General features: G+C 65.9%; 1 protein-coding gene. It reads left to right on the top strand.

Translation table 11 applies throughout. The features are described 5' to 3' along the window. Positions 1-299: 299 nt before the first annotated feature. Positions 300-1,349, top strand: a complete 1,050-nt coding sequence (locus AC30N0_RS00925; RefSeq protein WP_489516065.1) for an NAD(P)-dependent alcohol dehydrogenase — start codon at positions 300-302, stop codon at positions 1,347-1,349. The last annotated feature ends 225 nt before the right edge of the window (positions 1,350-1,574 follow it).

Genomic DNA, 1,574 nt, shown 5'->3' with positions numbered 1-1,574 from the left:
TGACGGCAGCAATCCTCGGCGCCCTCTCAATCGCCACAATCAAAAACCACCCGCCCTGGTGGCTAAAACTGCTGGCTGAACCACCCAGAAAACGCCGCACACTAGCGGCACGAACGATAAGTTAGCGCCTATGGGATCGAGCCCGGCATGACGAGCGCGCCAATCCGGGCTCAACCGGCGCATTCATGAATCGCGCGCATGGGCCCCTGCGCGATTCAGCCCCTTATCCCGCCCTCGCCGAAGGCCTATCTCGTCCCGGAACCGCCCGTCTTGTGCCGGCCCGCTCCTGGAGAACAATCATGACCGTCCAAGCTTATGGCGCCCATGCCGCCGACAAGCCGCTCGAGCCGATCGCGATCGAGCGCCGAACCCCGGGCCCGAGCGACGTCCAGATCGAGATCGCTTATTGCGGAGTCTGCCATTCCGACCTTCATACCGTCCGCTCGGAATGGGGCGGCACCCTCTATCCCTGCGTGCCCGGCCACGAGATCGTCGGCCATGTCAGCGCGGTCGGCGAGGCGGTCGAGGGCTTCGCGGTCGGCGACACGGTCGGCGTCGGCTGCCTGGTCGGCAGCTGCCGGCACTGCCCCTCGTGCGAGGAAGGGCTGGAGCAATATTGCGAGAACGGCTTCGTCGGCACCTATAACGGCCCGACCGCCGATGCGCCGGGCCACACGCTCGGCGGCTATTCGAAGCGGATCGTGGTCGACCAGGGCTTCGTCCTGAAGATCCGCCATCCAGAAGCGCAGCTCGCCGCCGTCGCACCCCTGCTGTGCGCCGGCATCACCACCTGGTCGCCGTTGCGCCACTGGCAGGTCGGGCCCGGCCGGAAGGTGGGCATCGTCGGCATCGGCGGGCTCGGCCATATGGGGATCAAGCTCGCCCACGCTTTGGGCGCCCATGTCGTCGCTTTCACCACCTCGGAAGGCAAGCGCCGGGATGCGCTCGACCTGGGGGCGGACGAGGTCGTCGTCTCGCGCAACGACGAGGAGATGGCCGGGCACGCCCGCAGCTTCGACTTCATCCTCAACACGGTCGCGGCGAGCCACGATCTCGACGCCTTCACCAATCTGCTCAGGCGCGACGGCACCTTGTGCCTGGTCGGCGTGCCGGAGCACCCGCACCCCTCCCCCGGCGTCGGGGTGCTGATCTTCGGCCGCCGGTCGGTCGCCGGCTCCCTGATCGGCGGCATCGCCGAGACCCAGGAGATGCTGGATTTCTGCGCCGAGCACGGCATCGTCTCGGAGATCGAGATGATCCAGGTCCAGGCGATCGACGAGGCCTATGACCGGATGCAGCGCAGCGACGTCAAATACCGCTTCGTCATCGACAACGCGTCGCTGGGCTGAGGCGCCAGGTTGTAGGGCATTCAGCGCTCCGCCGTCATCGCCCCACCAACGTCGCCGATCTGTTTAACTCCTCCCCGAGCTTTGTGTATAGACCGGAGACATAGCTGACAGGTGTTCGGAGACATGGTGGACACATTGGGCTCGGAGGTGCCCGATGCCGTTCAGGGAGTTTTCGATCGTGTCTCAGCGCGTGGAGCTTTGTCGTTTGGCCGGTTTGCCCGGATC

Source organism: Rhizobacter sp., assembly GCF_031412495.1.
Classification (GTDB): domain Bacteria; phylum Pseudomonadota; class Gammaproteobacteria; order Burkholderiales; family Burkholderiaceae_C; genus Schlegelella_A.
Note: the sequence above shows the minus strand (reverse complement) of the source record. Positions and strands in the feature narration are given on the sequence as shown.

Bases quoted from the DNA above. Each gene is read 5' to 3' on its own strand.
- AC30N0_RS00925 (WP_489516065.1), top strand. From the start codon at position 300: ATGACCGTCCAAGCTTATGGCGCCCATGCCGCCGACAAGCCGCTCGAG.